This is a genomic window from Microbacterium sp. CFBP9034 (assembly GCF_034045255.1).
In the GTDB taxonomy this organism is placed as follows: Bacteria; Actinomycetota; Actinomycetes; order Actinomycetales; family Microbacteriaceae; genus Microbacterium.
This window is the reverse complement of sequence record NZ_JAXCWC010000002.1, coordinates 711,143-732,082: the sequence shown is the minus strand read 5'-3', so window position 1 is coordinate 732,082 and position 20,940 is coordinate 711,143. Positions and strand designations below refer to the sequence as shown.

Here is a 20,940-nt window from a genome sequence, read left to right as displayed (position 1 = left end):
ACTCCGCTCCGCTCCGCTTAGCAACCGCTCGCCGCGGGCACTGCGCCGTCCCCGACCGCTTGGTCAGCTGATTGTCGGAGCGAGGGTGGGGATTGAGTTCAGCTCCCGATAGATCTGGCGCGCGATGTAGCGCTTGAGAACGCGACGGATCTCTGCCTCCGTTTTCCCTTCGGCTTGTCGTCGCGAGACGTAGGCGCGTGTCTCGGGGTCGCTCGCCATTCGGGCGCGAGCGACCACGTAGAGCGCGCGGTTCAGCTGCCGGTCACCTTGCCTGCTGAGCCGGTAGCGGATCGTGTTGCCGCTGGATGCCGGGATGGGGGCGACCCCACCGAGGCTGGCAAATGCCGCTTCGGAGCGGACTCGACCCGGATGCGACCAGGCGGTGAGGAAGATCGCCGCGCAGACCGGCCCCACGCCCCACGAGTTCATCAGCCCGGGAGCCAGCGCATCCGCGAGCTCACGCAGCTCCTGCTTGTTGCGGCGCAGCTCGGCTCCCAGCAGCAGGATCTCTCGCGCGAGCCGGCGCGCTTCCGCACGGGCGACGCGCTGGTCAATGTCGTCGGTCGAGCGTGACCGCCAGGCTGCGATCTCGCTGATCTGTTTCCCTGTCAGCGGGCGACGAACATCCATCCCCAGATCGACCGAACGCAACAGCGCCGTGAGCGCATTGCGGTGTCCGGTCCGGTGAGAATCCATGCTCCTGCGGCTCATCAACATGACCCGCAACGCCGAACGAGGCTTCCCATCCCGCGGGATGATCAGCTTCTCGACGTCCTGCCGCAGCGCCGTCCTAGCCGCAGCTTCCGCGTCGATCGTGTCCGACTTACCGTTGCGACGCTCACCCCGTTTCGGCGGATGCACCTCGACCACCGGTATCCCGGCTTCGCTGAGGACTTCCAGCAGCCGCGCCCCGTACGTGCTGGTGCCCTCTACCGCCGCCAGCACGCCACCCGCGAGACATCGCCGCTCGATCCACACCGCGGCGTGCAACAAGCCCGGCGGTGACGTCGAGAACGTCTCCTGACCGATCACCCGCCCGGTGGCCGATTCCACGATGACGTAGGTGTGTGTTCGGGCATGGGTGTCGACGCCGACGACGTGCCCATACTGCTCCGCAACGATTGGCATCACTGCTCTCCTTCGTGAACTGGATCAGTGCCGGCCAACGGGATCGCTTCACGACAGACCTCAAATGAGCCACGCCCTTGCGGGCGGGCAACCTTCTATCAAGCCACTGGAACGGACAGGTCAGCACCAGTCCCGTGGGCGGACAGGTCGAACGGAAGCCACCGCGATCCGGCAGCGGACATGTCGTAGCGAAGCCACCACGAGACGCGGGACAGGTATTCCAAGGGTCACGCCGAACGGAACCGGCACCAGCCTGACAGCCACGCCACAGGCCAGCCACTAACCATTAGAGGTATTCCACGGTCCCGGGACTCCGCCCCGCCCGATCGCTGATTCGCTGATGTCGGAGAAGCGCCGTGTCTGAGAGTTCCTGAGGACTAACTCGTCGTGAGCGCGTCGGCCCGGACGGGAGCCAGCAGCTCCCCCACGAGATCCGCGGCGCCGCGCTGCAGAGTGCGCACCGCATGCGAGTACGTGTTGAGGGTCGTTTGGATGTCGGCGTGCCCGAGGCGCTCGGAGACGATCTTCGGGTGCACTCCGGCGCGCAGAAGCAGCGTCGCATGGGTGTGCCGGAGCTCATGGAGGTGGAGCCGGTCGAGATCGGGATGCGCGTCCGCGGCCTTGTTCACCCGCTCGCGCCACTGCCGCGAGAACTGCGTCGGGTTGTGCGGCCGGCCGAACCGGTTACAGAAGATCAACTGCTCGCCACGCGCAAGGTCAGGCGCGACCGCCCGCAGCAGATCCCGCTTCGTCCGCAGCGCGTGCGCCAGCCGAGCGTCGATGTCGACGTTCCGCACGCGGCCGCTCTTGGTCTGACGGAAGTCGATGACCGGCTTCTTGCCGGCTTCCTTCACGTACGACATCGCGCGCGCGATCGTGATCACGTTGTTATCGAGGTCGACGTCCTTCCATCGCACGCCAAGGATCTCGCCGCGGCGCATGCCGGTGCCGAGCAGCGTCAGCCACGCCAGCCAGAGGTAGTCGCCAGTGGACTCGGACCACTCGAGGAAGAGTCGCGCATCCTCGGCCGACCAGGTCATCATCTCGGGCGGCGCCGCATCGATCTTGGTGGGAGGCGATGCCCGCTTGGCGGGGTTCAGCCGGATGAGACCATCCTCGAGTGCGTGCTGCAGGATCTGCGACAGCAGCACGTGAATGTGCCGGATGGTCGCCGGCCCCAGCGGCTCACCGATGTGTCCGCGGTCCTTTCGCCCGTCGCGCTCAAGCTGCCGATAGAGCCGGTTGAGCTGATCTTTCGAGATGTCGCTCAGCGGCGTGCGCCCTAGCGACGAGCTCTCGACATGGACGCGGTAGTGCTTGCGGTAGCCGGCGAGCGTCGTCGGACGCACCCGCAGCCCGTCGAAGTACTTCGCTGAGTAGGCGTTCAGCGTCTCGCGGGTCTCCTCGATATGAGTGCCACGGCGGATGTCAACCTGGAGGTCGGCCAGCGTCTCGCGCGCAAACCGCTCGGTTTCGAAGCCACGGCGGAAGCGGCGCACGTACTCACCGTCCGGGCGAACGATCCAGTACGCGATCCGGTAGCGGATCTCACCCGAGGGCGTCGTGTACGGCGAGAGTGTGCCCTCGTGGTTCACCCGTCGAGCCATGATGCTTCTCCTCAGCTGATCGACGGCCCCGTCGGCCCCGGTGCGCCGACGACCGGTCCGGTGGCATCGGCCCTCGGCAGCCTGATGCCTTCCGCGAGTCCATCGACGCGGGCGCGATTCATTAGCCGAGTCGCGGTGCTCTGGCTCACGCTCAAATTGTCGGCGACAGCCTTCAACGGCGGCATGCTCACCGCCGCCGCGAGACGGTAGATGGTCGCCGCGTCGGCGATGGTCTCTTCCGTCGTCCGCTCTTTCCGGTCGCGCATGCGCATAAGGTACGCCGCGCCAGACTCCGAGTGGTCCGTGCCGGTGGAAACTGTGGAAACCGTCAGGCCGGTTGCCTGCACCGCCCACTGGACTCGCACCTCGCGGAGCGTCAGGCTCGTCACCTCATCACCTTCCGCTTTGCGCCCGACGCTGACGAGTGCCGCGGCACTGCGCCCGAGCTTGCGATCGAACGTGATGTCCACGCGAATCGTTCCGGGGACATCCGGCTCTCCTTGGAGAATCGCCGTCCATGCCCGAGGGATGCTCACGCCGTTGCCCACCTCGACACGATCGTCGCTGATATCCGCTGTCGCGAGCTTCACCATGAGGGCAGTATCTCAGGCCGGAAAACGATGAACAAGGTTTGTCACGAAGCATTCATGACACATCTGGCTCAGACTGGTGTACAGTGTGGGCGCGTGCTGACATAGGTGGCTCAGAGATTGGACAGGAAATGAACCGGTCAGATACTTCCCTCGCACTCACATTCAAGGATGCCGCGATCCTCGTCGGCGTCGACTACCGCACCATCAAGGCGGGCGTCGACCGCGGGACAATCCCCAGCGTTCAGCTTGGCTCACGGCGCATGATCCCCCGCGCGGCGCTGCTGCGGATCTTCGCCGTCGAAGCCTCACCACGTTAGCGGCATTGCGCGACTGTTTTCGAACACGTCTGCTGACGTACTCAACCGTGCCGGTGATCGTCGTCGGCGAGGCGCTCATCGAGCGTTATCACCCACGGACATGCACCCAAGACACCGCCCCGACAGACACTCCGTGGCTCAACGTTCTAACGGGTCCTGTTTACACGGCATCTCATCGACGAGGAGATTACCCGCATCCAAGCCGGTGGACGCCGACGACGAGTCCGCCTAGCAGTACACGTTGGTAATGGCTGTGCGATAGGCCAACGGAACGTTGGCGTAGGTGTTGGCGGCAGCGCTCGCGCGCACGGTCGTACCCTCGCGCGCACTGAGCGTTCCGCTCGAGCGCGCGTTGGCGATCGAGCCAACTGTGCTCAGAGCGCTCGTCGACTTCGAACCGCATGTGGTCCAGGTGAGTTTCGTCCCGGCCATGCCGCCTTCGGAGTACGCGCAGATGCTGCCCGTCGCGCATGTGCCAACGGCACGAACGAGAGACACCTCGAGCGTCATTCCGAGCTCCGGCCACTCCGCCGAGCCGTAACCAGTCGCGACCCCGCCAGGCTCGGCGTCGAGAGCAAACGCGACGGACGGATGCACGTCTTGCCCGGACTCCTCTGCTGCAACAACCGATGTCGGCGCGCCTACGACGAGCGCCGTCACGAGGGCAACGGTGACGAGGGTGCGTTTCATTCTTGGTCCTTCCAAAGGGTGTACGAGATAACTGTGCCTTCCGGCACCTCGAGAGAGTTGTCGTTCGAGGTGACGCTGCTCTCGAGTCCAACGATGCGTCCGGACGAGGCTGAGACGAGGAGCACCGCATCTTGCCCAGGTCTGCTCGTCGCCGCCTTCAACCCGACCACATCCCTGCCCGCACGGTCTGTGGTGGTTCCGAGGACCGTAATGTTCTCGTAGTCGGACAGACCATGGAGCAGCGCAGAGTGCTGGGCGTTCGTCAGCGTCCACTCGTTCAAAACCGCATGCATTGCGAGGAACGCATCGCCCGCGAGTGACCGGTCGGGCGCGAACGCGGCGAGCAGAGCATCGAGAGCGGCCGGCTCGAGGCTGGCGGCGTCCGGAATCTGCGCGGGGAACTCACCGGGTGCGAACGTGCGCTCGTCGAGGACCGTTCCAGCCTCGTTAGCCTCGTCGGTGGCGACGGCGACGTCGTTGCCGTCCGCGAAGTATGGCTCGCCGGCAACGACCTTCAACGAGCCAGACAGGTCCGCTGCCCATTCGAGCTCGGTCACCGAAGGCGAAATAACGACGGTGGGCTCGGCTTGCCCATCCTCGGCGATCGTCAGGTTCCATGCAGTGGTTACGGCCTGCCGCAGAGGTTCGGTCACACTCTGCTGCTGTTCAAGGCGTCCCTGGGCCAAGCGAATCGCCTCCTCCGCGCTGCGACTTGTCGGCTGGTATTCGAGTGGCGGGGGCCCAAAGGCGGCGGCGGGCGCTGGGGCGAAAGGCTGGAAGACCGAAATGACGACAACGAATATGGCCAGCACCGCTGCTAGCGGTGCCGTGACCATGAGCGTGAGTCGGGCAGGCGAGCGCCTTCGCCCGACGGGCTCAGCGACGATGCGTTCGAGGATTGCGCGATGGTTTGCGCTGAGTCCCACCTCCGATGGGGTGCTCGCTGGATTGCTCTCTCGAAGGAGGCGCTCGAGTTCGTCGTCATTCATGGCTGCCTGCCTTCACCGGCTCCAAGAGAGCTGCCCGAAGTTGCGCCCGCGCTCGGTGCAATCGCGTCCAGATGGCGCCTTCCTTCATCCTCAGGACTAGGGCTACTTCTCCTGCAGTCAAGCCGTCCCAGTATGTGAGTCGAACAATCTGAAGGTCCTTTTCGCTCAGCTTCGACATCGCCTCGTGTAGGGCCAGGCGGTCGAGGTTGCTGACCCCGGTGCCAGACACCGCTGTCAGCAACGACAGGGTGGCCATCACCCTTGCACCGCGGTACTCCCGCCGCTGATAGTCCCGGGTCTTGTGAATCGCGGTCCGGATGAGCCACGGGAGCCCGAAGGGCTCCTCCGGGTCGAGCTTCTGCCAAGCCACACGAAACACCTCAGCCGCGATGTCCTCGGCAACGGCACGATTGGAGGTCTGTCCCTCCACGTACCGGACGACCCGTGAAAAGTTAGATGCGAACATTTCACGAAACACAGCGTCTCGGAACAGGTGCTCCTCGAAAGGTGTCTTCCTGTTCACAGTTGCTCCGGACTTGCAGCGAAGGTCAGTCCAACAGTAACCGCGTGTCTCGACCCGCCCACCGCTTATCCACAGGTCGTAAGGAAGTGGCTCCGGCGGCCACAACAGAGGAAGCACCGCCCCTTGAACTCCGGCAGCGACCCGCTGGGCCGGCAATAGAACACCCTGCCGGCCCACGCGAGTCGTTCTGTCACATGTCTCGACAGTGCTTGCACAGCGGCCAGTTGTTCGTCCCCGACCGCTTGTTGAGGTCCGGGATCTGCTGGCCGCTCGGGCAATCATCGTGGACGTGGTGAACATCGGGGTCGGTGGGGTTGATTGAGTAGTAAGGCGAGACACGCATCGCGGACTCCTTCGGGTGATGACGGCCACGCGCCGTCACTCGGTAGTCGCTTCGAGCCTGCGGTTCCTTACGGAGTCGCATCAACGACTCGCGTCCGCGAATGCGGCGCTGCATCACGTCACCCCGCCCCAGCGACAGACGCGGGAACCACGACGGGCGGGAAATGTGCTCTACCGAGGATCTCCGACGAAGGCGATACCCGACCGGCCGCTGTCGTCGCAACCCTCGACGCCCTCGATCTCCATGTCGTAGTGGCCCGCGTTCGTGCGGACAACGTTGACTTGCTCGCCGTAGGCCACTTCGAAGCCTTCCGGCGTGATGAGACCGTCGGCTGTGACTTCAGTGTCGTCGTCGAGGATCACGAGTTCCTGCGCCTCACCCGGGAATTCGACGTAGAGGCAGTCGCCTGGACCAATTGTCACGGTGCCCTGGTAATAGATGTCAGGGGCGTCACTGTGGCCATCGGAGCGTAGGAAGGTGATGCCCCCCGAATGCTCGACAGAGAGGGATCCGCCGCCTTGTGGTTGTTGGCACGCCACTAGGAGCAGACCGAACGCTGCGACGACCGCGGTAAAAACGAGGCGTTGCGGCTTCATGTTCAACCAGTGACCACCGTTACGCCGAGAAGGCCGGGAAGGAGCCCAATCTTCGTGAAAACGGAACTTGCCCCACTGCGTCCTGAGTGGATGCCAAGCGCCTTCGAACCCGTGAACCACGGACCGCCCGAGTCGCCAGGCTTGGTGAGGATCCCGGACATCGCAGCCAGACCGCAGAATCTCGGAAAGTTTTCGTACACAGCACACCAATCAACGCCCACTACTGTGGCGCACCCGTTCCCAGTCGTCACACCGAACTTGCACGCAAGGATTCCTATCGTCGGGTTGCCGTATGACTTGACGGTTCGGTAGCTGCCCCAGCTCCAACGAAAGGTCGCTGGGTGGCTGCCCGACAGTCGAGTCCTTCGAAGGTCATGGCCGGACGCGATCGCGCTCATGCTCGTGCTCACCGACGCACCGTCGTACGTGGACGGAGTTGTCAAGCAATGCCTCGCAGTGGAGATGAAGTAGTTGGTCGACTGGCGCACGATGAAAGCGCCTGTGCAACCGGCGTAGCCCATCCCACCACGCGCATCGGGCGCGGGGGTTTGTGATTCGTCAGCGGCTGCCACCACGACGTTCACGGTGCCAACCTCGGCATCGAGGAGTGCACTCGCCTCCGCCGCGAGGACGGATTCGGCAGCCGCCGCATCGGGCTCGCTGAACGTCGTGACATTTACTGTGTTCGTAAAGACGTCGTAGCTCACCTGAAACCCCGACTGGCCGGCGGCCTGAAGCGTACCCGCGTACTGGTCCACCACAGCGGCCTGCGCTACCTCGCCGGGGAGATCTGCAACCAGCACGTCCATGTCCGCGCCCGCGGTAACTGCAGCAGCTTGCGCGGCGTTTGCACCACCGGGTTTCACGTGAATGCTTCCCGACCCGTTGCCCCACGCAGCCCGTACCACCACATCCCCGGGGGCTGACCGTACCTGGTCAACCGCAGCCAAGAACTCGTGCTGCCCGCTGAAACGCTGGATGACCTCGTCAACAGAGATTCCCTCGCTCGCAGCGAAGGATTGATAGTCCTGCATCTGCTCGGGGGTGATCGGGTACACGGAATTGAGCTCCGGCGCGGGTACGTCATCTGGATTCTGGGCGGCCAGCGACGCGGCGGGATTGACCAGAGCCAGCGCACCTACTGTGATAAGTCCGACCCCGACCCGCAAGCGCCATTGCTTCATGTATCGACCTTTCCGTCTTCGCGCAACTGTCGACTGCGTCGTTGCGCGCTCATACTTGCATGCTGCGATAGCCCCGACAATGGCGCGAACTTGCCAATAGTGAAATGTAAGGAACTCGCCGTTCGCGCAACAATAGGGCGCTGCTCACGCCACACAGTTGACTGTCGATGGGGTGCACTCGGACTCCGTACAGGCGCAGCCGATGCGGTGAGCGCGATCGAAGAGATTCCGATGGGAATCCGGACGTGGATCGACAAGTTCGTTGACGCAGATCGCGCGTAAATCGAGTGCCCTGGGTTCATCACAAGGTGTCTCCACGGGACTCGCAGTTCGCCAACGAGTTACTGGCGCCCTGCGAAGAGAGCCGGCCGCAACGCCGCGATGCTGGCCGTCGCGAGCGCCATATTCCCGAGGCGGCGGTAACAGCGTTCTCGGCATTAGTTCCCCGACCGCGATCGCCAATGCGAATGCGGCGACGAATCTGATCGCGAATCCGCTCACCGGAGGGCCCATGGCGCTTCTACGGGACGCGCAATTCCCGGATAGGTTCGCGTCGGCTGGCGACGATCGCCGGGAGGAGCGCCGCCACGATCGCCGTGCAGAGGGCGAGGACGGCGAGGGAGGTGGTGAAGGCGACTCCAGGGAGCGGGTCGCCCGAGGCGAAGAGGATCACTGCGCTTGCCACCGTGCCGACGGCGATGCCCGCCGCGGCGAGCACAGCGGTCTGAGTCATGAGGAGGGCGACGATCAGGCCGCGGGTGGCGCCGAGCGCGCGGCGGCGGCCGTAATCCTTGCGACGCATCATCACGAGGCCGTAGAGGAGGACGGCCACGAGGGCTCCTGTGAGCGCGAGTAGTCCGAGGACCAGCCCGCGCGAGAAGCTCCCCAGCTGACCCTGGATGAGGGCCCGGAGCTGCGCGAGGGCTTCGCTCGTCTCGACCGTGATCTTGCTCGGGTCGGCGGGAGCGAGCACCGAGAGCACCGCATCGCTGACGGGGGCCACGAGGTCGGGACGATCGGCAATCACCACCACCACGCCCACCGCCTCCTCACCCGTCGCGTCTGGACGGGGAATGAGCGTCAAAGGCTGCAGCGCCGCGAGGAACTCCGGACTGGCCAACGTGCCGGCCACCGCGAAGTCGGCGCCGGTCGTGAGGGTGAGGGCGCCGACATCGTCGACGAGTCCGAGCTGGTCGAGGGCGCCTGGGGCGGCATAGGCGAGCTGGCCAGGCAGCGGCGAGTCCGCGGGGACGCCGAGCCGCTCCAAGTCGTTCCCATAGGCGAAGCGCACAGGTACGCGGGTGCCGTCGGAGACGAGGGTGTTGGTCGCGTCGATCGCGGTGGAGAACGCGCCCGCCCACTCGATGCCTTCGATGTGCGCGATCCGCTCGAGGACGTCGCTCGTGACTCCCGCGGCCTCCTCGGCCCGGATCGTGATCGACCGAGTGCCGGCCGAGTCGATTGAGCCGAGCACCTCCTGTTCGGCGCCGACGGTACGCCCAGTAGTGAGCATGACCGCGAGGATCATCCCTGCGACCATGAAGACGGTGAGTGCCGATGCCACCGGCTGCGACCTGGCGGTCGCGATCGCCTCGCGGATCAGCTCACCGGGGCGCGTCACAGTCGGATCTCCGCGTCGCACGCAGCGGCGACCTCGGGCGAGTGGGTGACGACGATCACGGCAGCGCCGGTGCGGGCATGGTCGCGCATCGCTTCGACGACGAGAACGGATGTCGCGGGGTCGAGGTTTCCCGTGGGTTCGTCTGCGAGCAGTACGGCGGGAGCATTCAGCAACGCTCGGCAGAGTGCGATGCGCTGAGCCTGTCCGCCGGACACCTGGCCGGGTTTGCGGTCGGGCGGCACGTCGACGCCGAACCGGTCGAGTAGCTCGAGGGCCCTGTCTCGGATGTCCCGCTTGGCCTCGCCACGGTACAGCGCGGTCTCAGTCACATTGTCGATCACCGTGCGGGTCTGGTCGAGCGCGGCGTCCTGGAACACGAACCCGAAACGGCTCGCTCGCAACCGAGCCCGCTGCGCGTCGCGCATCCCGGCCACGGATTCGCCATCGACCAGGATCGCGCCTGAGGCGGGATGCAGCATTAGGCCGAGCAGGTACAGCAATGTCGACTTGCCTCGCCCCGATGGCCCGGTCAGCGCGCTCATCGATCCCGCCGGGAACTCCGCCGACCAACCGTCGAGCACCCGGGTGCCGGCGGTGTACTCGAAGACGATGTCACGCGCTTCCAGCCGCGGCGTGCCAGGATCACCATCCCGCTCGTCGAACGCCTCTCCCCGGTCGTTGAGCGAGCGAAGCGAGACGAAACGCCCCGACGCATCAGGGTCCGCGTGTGCGCTCACCCGCCGCCTCCCTCGACCGCGGGGACGCGCACACGGGTACCCCCCTCGACGCCCTCAACGACCGACATTCCCCTGGCCGAAGTCACCACAGTCACTGGCAAGCGCGCGCCGGCCTCGTCGACCACCGCGACCTCGCCCCCGGCATCCGTCACCAGCGCCGCCGACGGGACGACGAGCCCGCCGGCGGTGGGTACCGTAACGATGACGGACGACAGCATCGCCTCGCCCGTCACCGGAACGAGCCCGCACGAGTCGCCGCAGATGACACCGCCGTCGGGACCCGCCAGCCCCACAGTGATCGTCTGCGTCTCGGCGTCGGCCACCTGATCGGTCGACACGGCATCCCATATCGACCCGTCGGGAGACGTGACCTGCACCTGCGTGCCTGTCGGGATCATCCCGGCTTGAGCTTCAGTGACGGGCAAGACGAACGTGGGTGCGGAGGGGAGCCCCAGAAGGACCTCCTCGCCTCCCGACACGCTCTTCCCTCGCGCGATCACCTTCGAGTCGAGCGAGACCCGGGTGGGCAGCGACGGCACGAAGATCACGTCGCCGAGCTCGGCGGTGCCGGTCTGCGGCACACCCAGCGACTTCTGCCAGGCCTTGATCGCCTGCACGGTTCCCGATCCCGCCTTGCCGTCCACGGCGCCGTTGTATAGACCCAAGGACTGGAGCATCCCCTGAAGCTGGGCGACATCAGCGCCCTGCGCATCGAGGCCTATCGCACGGAACGCCGGCACCTCGCCCTGCGCCACGACCACGGGATGCAAGTTCACCGTATACAGCACCGAGCCCTGCGACACCTGATCGCCGGGCTGCACCGCAGCCCCGGTGACCACTCCCGCTGCCTGGTTCGACCCCACCGGCGTCGGAGTCCACTCCGCCACGGTGTTCAGGTTGATGCTCGACCCGACCGATCCCGGCTCGACCGTGACGTACGTGAAGGCGGTGGCGTCGAGCGGGTCGTCGGCGGGCCGCAGCACCGTGGCCGCGGCCCAACCGGCGGCTCCCACGACAACTGCAGCGAGGACAATCGCGATGACCATCGGCCACCACCGGCGGCGCTGCGCCGTCGTGGTCTTGGGCGCTTGATCGGTGGCGTCACTCAAGGGCGCCTCCCCCTACGTCGCTGCGCGCGGTGGTGAACTGGGTGCCTCGACGCCATGGATCGAGCGTATGCGACCTCGTTCACCCACGTCATCGCAATCTGTGCCAGGTCTTCTCGACCCGTCACCTCGCGCGTGGGCGCTCATCCCCACCAATCATCCGGTTGCTGCGGACACGCGGCGTTGGCCTCGATGGACTCCTCTTCGGTCGCCGTCGCGAGCGCTTCCGCAAAGGGTGACCATGCGTCCTGCGTGTTGAACGTGTCAAGAAACTCCTGCAGCGACGGCGGAGGGCTGACCGTGTATCCAAGCGCGGTGAGGCACGCCACGCTGTCGTTGGCTTGATACTCGTACAGCCGTCGGAGCTGGTCCTCGGTCGGCGGAAGCGTGTATTTGTCTTCCAGCGGGTACGACGCCTGGCAGACGTACACCGCGACATTCAACGCGGTCCCCTGCGCCTTGGGCACCTCGCCGAATCTGATGCCGCCGTCGGCACCCAGGTCCGCGGCGAAACCCTGCTCGTTCACACAGTCCGCGACGAGGCCAAAATGCTCCTCCATTGTCACGTACCGCACGATCGCCGTCTCGGGTCGCACAGCCTTCGGATCCAAGCTTGCGATCGATGCCCACCTTGCGTCGAGCGACTCGCGATAGATCTCCGTTTCGGCCGCCGTTCCGTCCCCCAGCACGGTTCCAGAACCGGCCACGGGCGCAGGTGTCGACGCGGATCCCACCCCCCGATCGGAATCCGTGCATCCGGTGAGGAGAACGATGACGCACAGTAAGCCGACCGTAACCGCGCTTCGGCCCAGTCGGTCGCGATGTCGATCTGGCCTCATGCGCGCTGTCTGATGTGAGGGCCCTCGAGCTGGTCGGTTCAGTCCCAGAGATCGTCGGGTGCTTGCGGGCATGCAGCGACAACCTCCTCATATCGATCCCCGGTGAGCGATCCGAGTCCCACGAACGGCGGCCACATGTCCGGAGACTCGTACGTTTCCAGGAATACGGCGAGCGTCGGCGCTGGCGGCGTGTCGAGGCCGAAAGACTGCAAGCACGGGACTGACTCCTCGAGCCAGAACGCGTAGAGCTGTGAAAGCTGGGCGTCCGTGAGAGGCAGCGAGTACTTCTCCGCGAACGGGTAAGCGGCCCCGCACACGAATTGAGCCACGGCCAGTGCCTCCTGCTGCGCGGCCGGCACCCCGGGGCTCTCGATCCCTCCGTCCACGCGAACGATGGTCTGAAATCCCTGTTCCTCCAGGCAACCCGCGATTGTCAATGCCCAGGCTTCCGGCTTGATCTCGCGCACCTTCGTCGTTTCGGCCCGCACGGCGTCGGGGAAGACGGCGATCACCTGAGCCCAACGTTCATCGAGCATCTGGTCGTAGCCAGTTGTTGCGGTGGGCTGTGATGACTCCGAGATCGATGCAGTCACCTCTGCTTGCGTGCTCGGAGCACAACCGGCGGTTGCGAGGGCAATCGCAAGAGCAAGCAGCCCGGCCGCGTTCCTCCGCCTTACCGCGGTCAGGCCAGAAGCTGACGCGGCTGTTGAAGGCGGACATACCGTCAATTCTTCAGGTCGGGGTGCACACACTGACTGGCGGGATCGCAGAGTTCGAGCAAGCGGGATGCCGCGACCTGCCGCTCGACTTCCTCGTGGCATTCCTTCATCCTCACGCCGCCGTACCATCACGATCGGCGCTCAGACTCGATCCGTGGTGCCATCCTGGCGCGAAACTGCGACGGCGAGCATCTGAACCGCCGCCGCAAGTGTCTCCTCAAAGAGTCGCAATCGGAGAAGCCCGATCTGAGGGCCACCTCGGGCAACGGCAACCGATGGTCCTCTGCGAGCCACGTGCACGCCGCGCTGATGCGGGCTTCGGCAATCACTTGAGCGACTCCGACCCCGCGCGTCCGGAAGGCCCGATAGAGCTGTCGGCGCGACACGTGCAGTCGTTCGGCGAGTGTGTCGGGCGAGAGCTGGGGATCGGCGTAGCTCTGGTCGATCATCTGCATCGCTTCGATGAGCAGGGCGCCCAATGCGGAGGACGCATCCGCCAGGCGGACCGGAACCAGGCGTTCAGTGGTGTTGGTCATGGTTCCCTCCTTGCGGAGCCCGATCGGGGGCCCTCACCCAGGAAGTCGCCGCTGCCACCGGATCCTTACAACACCATTTGCGGCCGCTTGGCCGCTGACCAGGCGCGGCGCATGAGCATTCGTACGGGTGCCTGAAGTGAAATCCGGCAATCTGTGCCCGATCCTTCGAGACAAGTTGACGCCCTTTCGTCGCAGCGCTCACTATCTTGCGCGAGGACACCGCAAATGCGGCTATCCCGCCTGACGAAGAAGTGGAGCAACCCCATGCGTAATCAACCGAACGGTTCCAGCCGGATCAGAAGGGCAGTTCTGGCGGCGGCAGCCACGTGCTTGCTGGTAGCGGGCACCGTAGTGGCCGCCCCGGCTGCGAACGCCGCCGAGTCCTGGGACAAGACGCTCAGTTGCCTCGTGAACTACAACTGCCGGATCACGTCGACCACGACCAATGAGACGAGATACTACGTCGACGGAGTCCAGAAGAGCGTCTGGTTCTACGGTGGCTCCTACCAATGGACGGGCGCGATCTCCGCCGGGTCACACACCGCAAGAGTATGGACTTCAGGAACGATCTCGGCCCACACCGCTTCCTGCTACTGCCCGGGTGGCGTTTCGTGCGGGTCCTAAGAGATGCGGGCCATCGAGACTGCATGCCTGGCATTTCTCGCCATCGCACTTCTCACGGGGTGCAGCAGCGACGGCGAATCGCCACAGCCGGGCGAAACAGCGGCTGCAGTTCCCGACGACTGGGAGGTCACGCCCGCGCAAGTCGAACGGCTGTATAACGCGAAACTGGCGAACCTCGAGCAGGCCTACAGTCTCGACCACCCAGTGGACGCCCAGCTCGTTCGCTACGTGACGGCCACCGAGATCGCGCAGGTGATCTCCAGCTGTGCCGGCGAGGCTGGGTTCTCAGTGCAGCCGAACGATCAGGGCGGAGTCTCCATCGACCCTGCCCCGGCCGGCCAGGAGAGTGCGCTGAACGAGGCGCTCGCGCGGTGTGAGGCGATGTATCCGCTCGACCCTCGCTTCAACATGCAACTCCCGCGCTTGCGAGCCGAGGCACAGTACCGGTTCCTCACCGAAACCGTCGCAGCGTGCGTGCAAGAACAGGGCTACTCGTTATCGGACCCACCCTCACTGCAGGTTTGGCTCGACGACTACTATTCGACCGGCTCCGCGTGGGATCCCTTCGCGCTGGCCGCCGAGCAAATGCTTCCTGACGACGGAGCGGAGCCGCTCAACGAGTTGTATCGGAATTGTCCGACGATCAGCGAAGAAGTGTACCCGCCTATGGATCTGGGATGACTGTCATCGGCGCGTAGCGGGCCTTCCGGGCTACCCCTTCGCGCGCCGAGTACCGCTGCTATCACGAAGACCTCGGGTCCGACACCACAGAAGGAGCGCGCGTCACGAACAGCAACGGATGACAGGAGCGGCGATGCACGCAGGCACTCTTCAGTGGGGCCCTCAGATCCCTTGGCAACACTGGGATCGCGTGACAACCTGGTTACATGGCTCGAGGACGCCGGAATGCCAAGCGTGAGTTCGCTCAGGCGCGCGAGATCGAGGCACTGGAGCGAGCCGAAGCGGAACGCCGGGAGGCGGAAGCGAGGGCGGCCTTCGAGCGTCGCCTTGCTCGCAAATGGGGATCCGAACGCGCTGCGCTGGATCGCCTGAGCGCCCTGTCGAGAGACCTGGAGAAGCTCCATCGGGAAGAGTCCCGGATGCTTCGGGAGCGCGACGCTCTGGTTCAGATGCTCCGTCGCAGCGGGCAGAGCTGGGCCGCGTTGAGCGCGCGGACGAAGTTGAGTCGGCAAGCACTAATGAAGCGGGTCAACGCCTCACATGCTTCGCCCGAATAGCGAACGCTCGAGGCGCGCTCGGAGCACCGGACGCGCATGCTCCGCGCTGTCAGCCTCCAAACAAGTGCTCTGGCAAGCCTCAACCCGCACGCCGGCAGATCTCATCTGAATGAGAGGCGCGTCCGATCTCGCGCCGCTAGTCTGGAGCGCGATCCATGTCAGACACCGGGAGTAGTTTGAGGTGTCGCAGGGACAGCGCTTCAAGGGGTGGAGGTGATCCCAGTGGCAACACAGTTTGAGTTCCGGCTAATCGACGGAAGTGCCCCAGAGGGCGAGCTCGAAGCCGACCACCTGATCGCGATCGTGCAGAGCCTCAAGGAGGTCGCGACCAAGCTCGGTCGTGCTGAGACCGACGCTGAGGCATTCGGGCGCCCGCCGAAGCGCACGCAAAGAGTCGCCAAACTCACCATCGGCTTGGCCCCTGGGAGCACGAGGCTTCTCGCCCGGCGAACCGACGACGAAGACGCACTTGAGTTCGACCTTCAAGAAGAGCGGGTATTCGACGAGAAGTTTCAGGCGATCGTTGAGTCCATTGCGGTCGATGAGCGTCCCGATTGGGTAACGGACACGCTGGCCGCCGCCGCCGGCGACTTGCGCAACGCGCTCGAGAAAGCTGCGCCGAAAGTGGAATTCAAAGTCGGCGGTCAGGTTCGACGCACCTTCGCGACCTCTGCGACGCACAAAGAGACGTGGAGAGTTGCCGAGATCGACACAGGTGTCGAGACGGTCACGTTCGTCGGGCGCCTCCGCGCGGTGAACCTTGACACCCACCGCCTGCAGGTGACAGACGACCTCGGAAACAAGGTTGCGCTCCCGAACGTGGTGAACGACGCGGACGTAGGAAGTCTTCTCGGCCGTCACGTCGCAATCGTCGGCACACCTGAACGGGACGTGAAAGGTCGCCTGGCGCAGATCCACGCGGCAACGATCGGGGCGGCTTCGCCGATTCCAGCAGACATCGGGGTGCGTGGGGCTGTGTCGCTGAACGACATCCTGGCGAGCGCGCCAGGCGCCGAGCTCGGGGCCGTCCCCGGGCTTACAGAAGACGAAGCCGAGTTGTACCTGAAGGCGATTGGCCTCTGAGTGGCGACCGTTCAGGCCGCACTGCTGGATACCGATGTGTTCAGCGCCCTCTACGTCACCCCTGCCCACGTCGTGGAGAAGCAGGGGCACCCGGTCGCAGCGTGGACTGCGACCCTCACCGGGTATCGCCCCTTGATTTCCTTTCAGACGAGGGCTGAGGTCCTTTCCGGCGCCTACCTTGCGGGGTGGGGCGAGCAACGAGTTGAGGCTCTGACCGACAAGCTCGATGCGATGCCGACGATCGACGAAGACCGTGAGGTCATCGAGGCGTACGCAAGACTTCTGGCGTCCGCAAGGGGTGTTGGCCACCCATTCGGAGACAAATCCCGCCACGTCGGAGACCGGTGGATCGCATCGTGTGCAATCGCCAAAGGGTTGCCGCTGTTGACGGGCAATCGTAAGCACTTCGCCAATGCTCCCCGGCTGACCTTGCTGTGAGCCTCCAGCGCCCACTTCACCAATGGATCTCGACATCCTCCCGGTAGGTCGGGCCGAAGACCAGATTTGATCGCCCCCGTTCCGGAGGGTTCGCAGGCCACTTGTGGAACAGGAGCCAGCGACGCATCTCTGGCTCACCGATCCCGCCGCGTGACACATCTACTGGCACAGTTAACTGCGACACGCCGTGTATCTAAGTGCATGGGGATGCTGGTGTGCCACTAATTCGGCATACCGAAAACCGCGGAATTACGCGGCAAAAGCGATCATTTGCACCCCACCAAATGAGAGTTCGAATCCCCTATCCTCCGCCACGTGAAACGGCGCCGTCCCGGAGGGGCGGCGCCGTTTCGCGTAATCGGGCAGAGCGACCGAGGAGGAGCGCCAGCGACGGAGTCCCCTATCCTCCGCCCCTCAGATCCCAGTGTGTCCAGGGATTCCTCCGTCCGCGACCTTGCAGTCCTACTGGCACCGTCAGGCAGATCTCCCGCGGGCTGCCGCCGTTGGCAGCGGTCCGTCGCGTCGGCAAGCGTGACGTGGTTCGCGGAGCGTGCGAACATCAACCGTGGCTGATCATCCTGCGGTGTGCGGCGAATTCCTCGGCCGCACGGTTCACCCGGGATTCGGCCGCGACGAAGCCATCCGGTCTGACGAGATAGCAGCTGCCGCTGCGGATCCTGCGACTGGCCACGCGCGGGAAGAACTGGACGGGCAGACCCAGCTGCCGTGCGACGCGCTTGACTCGTCGACGGTCGAGCCGGCCATACGCGTGGACTTGCCAGGTCATCGTGCGAAGCGACTCGTAGTTGTCGCCGTTCCACGGAAGCCGGCGGCCCACCACCTTGCCCCTCCGGCCGCGGGACGCACGTCGTGCCGCGTCGCTCATCCAGTAGTGAATCCGCGTCTGCGACAGGTACTCGAAGATCCGAGATGACCGCACCAGTCTCGGTACGAATGAGGCCGCGATGGGCGCGAGAATCCGGACCACGGACCCCCTGAGAAGGCGCGGTATCCGGCGGTCCGAGGTGATGACGCCGAACATCGCATCGGTGGTCGATACGAGGCGCCGGGCGACGGGCCTGCGCTCGGCGCCGTATCGATCGAGATACGCATGACCTGCCGTACCGGCGAGCACATCGCCGAGCTTGCAGGCGAGGTTGTGCGCGTCCTGCAACCCCGTGTTCATCCCCTGAGCGCCCACGGGCGAGTGCACATGCGCGGCATCGCCGGCAAGGAAGACAGGGCCCTCGCGGAACCGGGCCGCCACTCGATGGTGCACACGGTAGGTCGAGAACCAGCGGGATGATGCGTAGGTCACGTGGAAGACGCGTCTCAGCGTCTCCTTCGTCGAGGACTCGGTGACCGCATCCGCGCTGCCACGCACCACGCCCAGCAGGCGATGATCGGCTTCGTCGCCCATGGGGAACGCCAGGAGGAAATCCCTCACCCCGAATCGAAGGTTGATCGACTTCGCGGGAAGGCCTTCGACGTGCTGGGCGTCGGCGACGTAGAACGTGTGGTCGTTCGTCTTGCCTTCGAACGGGATGCCGGTCAGCTCGCGAACGCTCGACGAACTTCCATCGGCTCCCACGCAGTAGCGCGCGCGGACCACTTCGATGTCGGCGCCGCCCGTTGTGCACTCGACCCGGCCGTCCGCGTGCAGATTGATCTCGCGTACGGGATGGGACCAGAGCACCCGCCCACCGAGACGTTCGAGCTGGTCGACGAGGAGCCGTTCGGTCCTGCTCTGCTCGAGCACGTACAGGTGCGGATACGGCGTCACTCCCCCGGCGAGCCGCTGAAGATCGATCGATCCGAAGCGTCGCGCCTCGAAGCCCGGCACGAGCTCGCTGGCAACCTCCGCCTCCGCAAGCACGCGGTCGGCCATGCCCAACTGGTCGTAGATCTCCATCGTGCGCGCGTGATGGACGAGAGCACGCGACTCCCGGGTCGGCCCGCTCTTCCCGTCGAGCAGGACCGAACTCACGCCAAGCTTCACGAGACAGTTGGCCAGCATCAGTCCGGTCGGGCCGGCTCCGACGACGACCACATCTACGTCGAGGGTCTTCGGCACCCGACCCCCCTCTCGTCGACCAAGACGGCACTCGACTGCCAGTCAATCGCGGGTGCACGGCGGCCGGAAGACCTCATCCGTCACGTTCCCGACCAACAGGCACGGCTGGGCTCGCTGACCGAGTCATTCAAGAGCGCCAACGGATCCGTCAGTCTGCGCGGCCGCCTGAACCGTTGTTGTCCAGTTCCTGGACCGCGCGAAGGATCTCGTCACGGAGCCCCCTCACACCGTCGAGGTCCCAGGACTCGGGGTCCGCGAACTCCCATTCGATGAGTCGGCCCCCGACGGGTCCAGGCAAGGCCAGCCCGGGCTTCATCGCAACGACGACGTCGGCGGTGGCCAAGTCATCCTCAGTGACACGGCGGGGCCTGGCCGCAGACGTGTCGATACCGAACTCCTGGAGTGCTTGTGCGACGACGGGGTTGATCTCGTCGGCGGGACTGATGCCGGCGCTGTCGGCCACGAATCCTCCCGGTGCGACGTATTCGAGAAGATGGGCGCCGAGCTGCGAGCGGCCGGCGTTGTGCTGGCAGAGGAAGAGCACGGTGGGCTTGTCGTTCATGCGACCACCCGCACCGGCGAGTTCGCCCGTGACCATGCCTGGGTCGCTGCTTGGACCGCGTCCCATGGCGATCCCAGCGGCGGTGTGTACGAGAGGTCGAGGTCGCTGACCTGTTCGACCGAGAGTCCAGCAAACAGCGCGGTCGCGAAGGTGTCGACCCGCTTGGCGGTCTCGGTGCCGAGCCGTCCCACCAATTGCGCTCCGAGGAGCAAGCCCGAATCTGCGTCACCGGTGATGCGAATACTGATGGGCTGCGCCCCGGGGTAGTACCGCTTGTGGTCATCTGCGACGGCTTGCGTCGTCGCCGGGTCGAACCCTGCCGCGGCGGCCTCGTGGTGGCGGAGCCCGGTGCGCGCGGCCACGAGATCGAACACCTTAACGACCTGGGTGCCCACCGAGCCGGCAAACTTTGTGATGCCGCCGACCGCGTTCTCACCCGCGACGCGACCTTGCTTGTGCGCGGTGGTGCCGAGCGGCAGGTAGGTGACGCCCAGGAGGCGATGGTGGGTCACGACGCCGTCGCCGGCGGCGTAGACGTTCGGGATGCCGGTGCGCATGTGCTCGTCGACGACAACGGCTCGCCCCGCGCCGAGGCGGGCGCCAGCCGACTCGAGCAGCGCGGTGTTCGGGCGCACACCGACGACAGCCAAGACAAGATCAGCCCGGAAGGCGATCGGCCGCCCCTGCTGTGAGGCGTGGACGATCAGCCCGTCCTCGACCTTCTTAACGGCCGCGACGGTCGTGTCCGTGTGTACGTCAATTCCGTGCTCGACGAGTTCGGTGCGTACGGCGCCGGCGAGTTCGGGGTCCAAGGTGGAGAGAACCTCGTGACCGCGTTGGAGCTGCGTGACGCGGATGCCTCGGCCGGCGAAGCCCTCGGCCATCTCCAGGCCGACATACCCGGCGCCGATGATGATCGCGGTGCGCGGGTCGCGCTCGGTGAGGTGGCGGTCGAGGGCGAACGTGTCGCCCATCGAGTGGATGACGTGCACGCCGTCGTCCGGTCCGAGAAGGTCCAGACCGTCGATGCCTGCGAAGGCAGGAAGCGCACCCGTACCGACGATGAGTTCGTCGTAGTCGATCGTCGACTCGCCGCGGTTGTCCACCACGGTGAGCCGCCTCGACGCGGCATCGATCTCGGTGGCGAGGGTGTCGAGCCTCAGTTGCATCCCGGTCGCCTCGAGATCGGCGTGAGTGCGGTGGGCGAGCGACTGCCACAGCTGGACGTCGCCGGAGAAGTAGTACGGGATGCCGCAGATCGAGTAGTTCGGATAGCGGTCGGCGACCACGACAGTCACGTCGACCGATGGGTCCAGTTCGCGGGCACGGAGCGCGGCGGAGATTCCCGCGTCGCTGCCGCCGATAGCGACGATGTGCATGATTCGGTCCTTGT

At 65.3% G+C, this 20,940-nt stretch carries 21 protein-coding genes; 4 read left to right on the top strand and 17 right to left on the bottom strand.

Going from position 1 to position 20,940, the window contains the following annotated elements:
- Positions 1 to 63: 63 nt before the first annotated feature.
- The 3 genes from SOM19_RS14665 to SOM19_RS14655 all read right to left on the bottom strand — a co-directional run bounded on the left by SOM19_RS14665 (position 64) and on the right by SOM19_RS14655 (position 3,328).
- A complete protein-coding gene (locus SOM19_RS14665) occupies positions 64 to 1,128 on the bottom strand; it encodes an IS110 family RNA-guided transposase (RefSeq protein ID WP_320487328.1) in 1,065 nt (354 codons plus the stop codon).
- Positions 1,129 to 1,505: 377 nt separating this feature from the next.
- The gene (locus SOM19_RS14660) at positions 1,506 to 2,735 is read right to left on the bottom strand and encodes a tyrosine-type recombinase/integrase (RefSeq protein WP_320487327.1); all 1,230 of its coding nucleotides are present in this window, start codon (positions 2,733 to 2,735) and stop codon (positions 1,506 to 1,508) included.
- A gap of 11 nt (positions 2,736 to 2,746) precedes the next feature.
- Positions 2,747 to 3,328 carry a helix-turn-helix domain-containing protein gene (locus tag SOM19_RS14655; protein WP_214466309.1) on the bottom strand — a complete coding sequence of 194 codons (582 nt, stop codon included), beginning with the start codon at positions 3,326 to 3,328 and terminating at the stop codon, positions 2,747 to 2,749.
- 128 nt (positions 3,329 to 3,456) lie between these two features.
- Between SOM19_RS14655 and SOM19_RS14650 the strand changes: the two genes are divergently transcribed.
- Positions 3,457 to 3,645: a helix-turn-helix domain-containing protein gene (locus tag SOM19_RS14650; protein ID WP_320487326.1), complete on the top strand. Its 189-nt coding sequence runs from the start codon at positions 3,457 to 3,459 to the stop codon at positions 3,643 to 3,645.
- 228 nt (positions 3,646 to 3,873) lie between these two features.
- Here SOM19_RS14650 and SOM19_RS14645 read toward each other — a convergent pair whose 3' ends face one another.
- From SOM19_RS14645 to SOM19_RS14595, 11 genes are all read right to left on the bottom strand, one after another.
- On the bottom strand, positions 3,874 to 4,335 hold the full coding sequence (locus SOM19_RS14645; protein ID WP_214466307.1) for a hypothetical protein: 462 nt from the start codon (positions 4,333 to 4,335) through the stop codon (positions 3,874 to 3,876).
- Positions 4,332 to 5,324 carry a hypothetical protein gene (locus tag SOM19_RS14640; protein ID WP_320487325.1) on the bottom strand — a complete coding sequence of 331 codons (993 nt, stop codon included), beginning with the start codon at positions 5,322 to 5,324 and terminating at the stop codon, positions 4,332 to 4,334. Before SOM19_RS14640 ends, SOM19_RS14645 begins: the two co-directional genes overlap by 4 nt.
- The gene (locus tag SOM19_RS14635; protein ID WP_320487324.1) at positions 5,317 to 5,847 is read right to left on the bottom strand and encodes an RNA polymerase sigma factor; all 531 of its coding nucleotides are present in this window, start codon (positions 5,845 to 5,847) and stop codon (positions 5,317 to 5,319) included. The genes SOM19_RS14640 and SOM19_RS14635 overlap by 8 nt, the downstream gene beginning before the upstream one ends.
- A gap of 513 nt (positions 5,848 to 6,360) precedes the next feature.
- On the bottom strand, positions 6,361 to 6,786 hold the full coding sequence (locus tag SOM19_RS14630; protein WP_214466304.1) for a hypothetical protein: 426 nt from the start codon (positions 6,784 to 6,786) through the stop codon (positions 6,361 to 6,363).
- A gap of 2 nt (positions 6,787 to 6,788) precedes the next feature.
- Complete coding sequence (locus SOM19_RS14625; RefSeq protein ID WP_320487323.1) at positions 6,789 to 7,970, bottom strand: S1 family peptidase; 1,182 nt, start codon at positions 7,968 to 7,970, stop codon at positions 6,789 to 6,791.
- A 520-nt stretch (positions 7,971 to 8,490) separates the two neighbouring features.
- A complete protein-coding gene (locus SOM19_RS14620; protein ID WP_320487322.1) occupies positions 8,491 to 9,591 on the bottom strand; it encodes an ABC transporter permease in 1,101 nt (366 codons plus the stop codon).
- Positions 9,588 to 10,328, bottom strand: coding sequence for an ABC transporter ATP-binding protein (locus SOM19_RS14615; RefSeq protein ID WP_307858492.1), 741 nt, complete (start codon positions 10,326 to 10,328; stop codon positions 9,588 to 9,590). Before SOM19_RS14615 ends, SOM19_RS14620 begins: the two co-directional genes overlap by 4 nt.
- Positions 10,325 to 11,437, bottom strand: coding sequence for a peptidoglycan-binding domain-containing protein (locus SOM19_RS14610; RefSeq protein ID WP_246533557.1), 1,113 nt, complete (start codon positions 11,435 to 11,437; stop codon positions 10,325 to 10,327). Before SOM19_RS14610 ends, SOM19_RS14615 begins: the two co-directional genes overlap by 4 nt.
- A gap of 140 nt (positions 11,438 to 11,577) precedes the next feature.
- Positions 11,578 to 12,141 (bottom strand): hypothetical protein, encoded by a 564-nt coding sequence (locus SOM19_RS14605; protein WP_214466302.1) that lies wholly within the window; start codon positions 12,139 to 12,141, stop codon positions 11,578 to 11,580.
- Between the two features lie 170 nt (positions 12,142 to 12,311).
- Positions 12,312 to 12,866, bottom strand: coding sequence for a hypothetical protein (locus tag SOM19_RS14600; RefSeq protein ID WP_320487321.1), 555 nt, complete (start codon positions 12,864 to 12,866; stop codon positions 12,312 to 12,314).
- Between the two features lie 254 nt (positions 12,867 to 13,120).
- The gene (locus tag SOM19_RS14595) at positions 13,121 to 13,528 is read right to left on the bottom strand and encodes a helix-turn-helix domain-containing protein (RefSeq protein WP_214466300.1); all 408 of its coding nucleotides are present in this window, start codon (positions 13,526 to 13,528) and stop codon (positions 13,121 to 13,123) included.
- 627 nt (positions 13,529 to 14,155) lie between these two features.
- Between SOM19_RS14595 and SOM19_RS14590 the strand changes: the two genes are divergently transcribed.
- From SOM19_RS14590 to SOM19_RS14580, 3 genes are all read left to right on the top strand, one after another.
- The gene (locus SOM19_RS14590) at positions 14,156 to 14,833 is read left to right on the top strand and encodes a hypothetical protein (RefSeq protein ID WP_214466299.1); all 678 of its coding nucleotides are present in this window, start codon (positions 14,156 to 14,158) and stop codon (positions 14,831 to 14,833) included.
- 779 nt (positions 14,834 to 15,612) lie between these two features.
- On the top strand, positions 15,613 to 16,473 hold the full coding sequence (locus tag SOM19_RS14585) for a hypothetical protein (protein WP_320487320.1): 861 nt from the start codon (positions 15,613 to 15,615) through the stop codon (positions 16,471 to 16,473).
- Positions 16,474 to 16,911, top strand: coding sequence for a PIN domain-containing protein (locus SOM19_RS14580; RefSeq protein ID WP_214466297.1), 438 nt, complete (start codon positions 16,474 to 16,476; stop codon positions 16,909 to 16,911).
- A gap of 559 nt (positions 16,912 to 17,470) precedes the next feature.
- On the opposite strand, the gene SOM19_RS14575 is transcribed toward SOM19_RS14580, so the two are convergent.
- The 3 genes from SOM19_RS14575 to SOM19_RS14565 all read right to left on the bottom strand — a co-directional run bounded on the left by SOM19_RS14575 (position 17,471) and on the right by SOM19_RS14565 (position 20,926).
- Positions 17,471 to 18,985 carry an FAD-dependent monooxygenase gene (locus SOM19_RS14575; protein WP_320487319.1) on the bottom strand — a complete coding sequence of 505 codons (1,515 nt, stop codon included), beginning with the start codon at positions 18,983 to 18,985 and terminating at the stop codon, positions 17,471 to 17,473.
- A gap of 148 nt (positions 18,986 to 19,133) precedes the next feature.
- Positions 19,134 to 19,547 (bottom strand): arsenate-mycothiol transferase ArsC, encoded by a 414-nt coding sequence (locus SOM19_RS14570; protein WP_320487318.1) that lies wholly within the window; start codon positions 19,545 to 19,547, stop codon positions 19,134 to 19,136.
- Entirely contained in the window at positions 19,544 to 20,926 is a 1,383-nt protein-coding gene (locus tag SOM19_RS14565) for an FAD-dependent oxidoreductase (RefSeq protein WP_320487317.1), read from the bottom strand. Before SOM19_RS14565 ends, SOM19_RS14570 begins: the two co-directional genes overlap by 4 nt.
- Positions 20,927 to 20,940 lie beyond the last annotated feature (14 nt).

Bases quoted from the DNA above. Each gene is read 5' to 3' on its own strand.
- SOM19_RS14665 (WP_320487328.1), bottom strand. From the start codon at position 1,128: ATGCCAATCGTTGCGGAGCAGTATGGGCACGTCGTCGGCGTCGACACC.
- SOM19_RS14660 (WP_320487327.1), bottom strand. From the start codon at position 2,735: ATGGCTCGACGGGTGAACCACGAGGGCACACTCTCGCCGTACACGACG.
- SOM19_RS14655 (WP_214466309.1), bottom strand. From the start codon at position 3,328: ATGGTGAAGCTCGCGACAGCGGATATCAGCGACGATCGTGTCGAGGTG.
- SOM19_RS14650 (WP_320487326.1), top strand. From the start codon at position 3,457: ATGAACCGGTCAGATACTTCCCTCGCACTCACATTCAAGGATGCCGCG.
- SOM19_RS14645 (WP_214466307.1), bottom strand. From the start codon at position 4,335: ATGAAACGCACCCTCGTCACCGTTGCCCTCGTGACGGCGCTCGTCGTA.
- SOM19_RS14640 (WP_320487325.1), bottom strand. From the start codon at position 5,324: ATGAATGACGACGAACTCGAGCGCCTCCTTCGAGAGAGCAATCCAGCG.
- SOM19_RS14630 (WP_214466304.1), bottom strand. From the start codon at position 6,786: ATGAAGCCGCAACGCCTCGTTTTTACCGCGGTCGTCGCAGCGTTCGGT.
- SOM19_RS14625 (WP_320487323.1), bottom strand. From the start codon at position 7,970: ATGAAGCAATGGCGCTTGCGGGTCGGGGTCGGACTTATCACAGTAGGT.
- SOM19_RS14595 (WP_214466300.1), bottom strand. From the start codon at position 13,528: ATGACCAACACCACTGAACGCCTGGTTCCGGTCCGCCTGGCGGATGCG.
- SOM19_RS14590 (WP_214466299.1), top strand. From the start codon at position 14,156: ATGCGGGCCATCGAGACTGCATGCCTGGCATTTCTCGCCATCGCACTT.
- SOM19_RS14570 (WP_320487318.1), bottom strand. From the start codon at position 19,547: ATGAACGACAAGCCCACCGTGCTCTTCCTCTGCCAGCACAACGCCGGC.
- SOM19_RS14565 (WP_320487317.1), bottom strand. From the start codon at position 20,926: ATGCACATCGTCGCTATCGGCGGCAGCGACGCGGGAATCTCCGCCGCG.